The sequence below is a fragment of the Cupriavidus sp. 05N40 genome, assembly GCF_056397305.1.
The window spans coordinates 1-2,291 of sequence record NZ_JBFTND010000410.1 but is presented as its reverse complement, the minus strand read 5'-3'; the positions used below and the strand labels follow the sequence as shown (position 1 = coordinate 2,291).

Here is a 2,291-nt window from a genome sequence, read left to right as displayed (position 1 = left end):
CAATGTGCACACGTGCGAAGGCGCCGATGTGTCACCGCCCCTGGCGTGGTCAGGGTTGCCGCCCTCCACTGCCAGCCTGGCCTTGATTGTCGATGATCCGGATGCGCCAGACCCGGCGTCACCGCAAATGACATGGGTCCATTGGCTCGTGTACAACCTACCTCCGCGGCCCGGCTCGCTTGCACAAGGTATGAGCCGGCATAGCTTGCCGCCCGGCGCTCGCGAAGGTGTCAACGACTGGCACCGTGCCGATTACGGCGGGCCGTGTCCTCCAACTGGCCGGCACCGGTATTTCCACAAGCTATACGCCCTGGACGTCGTGCTGCCAGATCTCGGCAAGCCGGACAAGGCGGCGCTGGAACAGGCGATGCGGGGGCACATACTGGCCCATGCCGAACTCATCGGGACCTACCAGAAGCATGCGCGCTGACGTAGTCGTGCACTCGGTTCGAGCAGCACAGGCAGCGCGAAGCCATCGGTCTACGTCGGTTCATGCCACCGCATGACGACGGGGCATTTCGCCTCTCTTCGGACATCGCACGCTGTGCGAAGACGTCTAGAATTCGAGCGATCCTTGGAAGCGGTCCGGGCTGCACCCATCAAAGATCGACTCTGTCGGCACGAAGATAACGCGGACCGCAACCAAAGCGAAGTAGCAATCCGAACGACATTGATTGCGGAAATCGATTGTTCAGTCGGCCTTGATGTTCGCCTCCTTGATAACCTTGGACCATCGCGCTACTTCYGCGGTGATCTGCGAGCGGGCTTCATCCGGAGTGGTGTAGACGGGAATGACTCCCTGCTCGGTGAGCGCGTTCTTCACCTCTGCCTGCGCCAGGATGTCCTTTAGCGCCGCGCTCAGTTTGTTGGCAATCGGGGCAGGCAGGCCTGCTGGCGCCAGCAGGCCAAACATGGAGCTGACTTCAAACCCTGACAGGCCAGCTTCACTTGCCGTGGGCACGTCCGGCAAGACCCGTTGAGGCGTAGCCGAAGCCAAGGCACGCAGACGGCCGCCCTTGATAAACGACTGGGTGGCGGGCAATGTGTCGAAGACGACGTCCACCTGGCCGCCCATCAAATCGTTCAGTGCCGGGCTGCTTCCCTTGTACGGAACATGAGTGAGATCGACACCAGCCTGGCGCTTGAATAGCTCGGCTGCAAGATGCTGCGGCGACCCGTTACCCGAAGATCCATAGTTCATGCCGCCAGGCTTGGCTTTCGCCGCGGCGATGAACTCGGCAAGAGTCTTCCCCTTGAATGCCGGCCCCACAGTGACCACGAGTGGCACGCGTCCAAGCACTGCGATAGGCGCAAAGCTCTTATCCATCGTGAACCCTGCTGTAGATGGCAGCAAGACGCTGTTGATGGAGTGACTCGTCAGGGCGCCGAGCAGCAGCGTGTAGCCGTCCGGCCTTTCCTTGGCGACGTAAGCCGCACCAAGGTTGCCCGCCGCGCCAACCCGATTTTCGACGACGACTGGCCGGCCTAAGGACATCGAGAGCTTTTGACCTATGACCCGCGCAATCACGTCGGTCGCGCCGCCAGGCGTGTACGGCACGACGAGCTTGATAGGCTTGTCCGGGTAATCCGCTCTTGCAAGAGCAGGAAACAGCATATTTCCACCAATGACAACGGCTGCTATGAGTAGGCGTCGGCGCCGCGCGCCAAGGTAACCGAATGACAGATTCACGGAGTGTCTCCTTCCATGTGGGTCGTGTGATTAGTTGTGCCTGGCCGCCCGCCAGGAACTAGGTCCGAACTCTAGACAATCAGATTATTAATAATATAGGTGATATCACTAGCAACAATTTTCGAGGGGCTGGGCTATCCTTACGACCTACGTAGCAGCAAGGTGCGACGTTTCTGTCCCAGTACTCAGCAGGAAACTCATGTCCAACGAAGACCAAACCCCCAAAGGCGCTACTCCGCGCCATGACATCGCACCCGAAGCCGCGGCCACGGGCATCTCAAAGGGCCTTACCAACTACGGGGACCGCGGGTTTTCGCTGTTCCTGCGCAAGGCGTTTATCAAGGGGGCGGGTTACACGGATTCGGCGCTGGATCGCCCGGTCATTGGCATCGTCAACACCGGGAGCGCTTACAACCCGTGCCACGGCAATGCACCCCAGCTCATCGAGGCCGTGAAGCGCGGCATCATGCTGGCGGGCGGTCTGCCCATGGATTTCCCGACGATCTCGATCCACGAGAGCTTTTCGGCGCCGACAAGCATGTATCTGCGCAACCTCATGTCGATGGACACTGAGGAGATGATTCGCGCGCAGCCGATGGAC

The 2,291-nt window shown here is 60.2% G+C and carries 3 protein-coding genes; 2 read left to right on the top strand and 1 reads right to left on the bottom strand.

Going from position 1 to position 2,291, the window contains the following annotated elements:
• Positions 1-4: 4 nt before the first annotated feature.
• The gene (locus AC1DO7_RS40985) at positions 5-430 is read left to right on the top strand and encodes a YbhB/YbcL family Raf kinase inhibitor-like protein (protein WP_477117546.1); all 426 of its coding nucleotides are present in this window, start codon (positions 5-7) and stop codon (positions 428-430) included.
• A gap of 261 nt (positions 431-691) precedes the next feature.
• On the opposite strand, the gene AC1DO7_RS40980 is transcribed toward AC1DO7_RS40985, so the two are convergent.
• Positions 692-1,684: a Bug family tripartite tricarboxylate transporter substrate binding protein gene (locus AC1DO7_RS40980; protein WP_441622792.1), complete on the bottom strand. Its 993-nt coding sequence runs from the start codon at positions 1,682-1,684 to the stop codon at positions 692-694.
• A 205-nt stretch (positions 1,685-1,889) separates the two neighbouring features.
• Between AC1DO7_RS40980 and AC1DO7_RS40975 the strand changes: the two genes are divergently transcribed.
• A partial coding sequence (locus AC1DO7_RS40975) for a dihydroxy-acid dehydratase domain-containing protein (RefSeq protein ID WP_477117545.1) occupies positions 1,890-2,291 on the top strand: 402 nt, incomplete at its 3' end.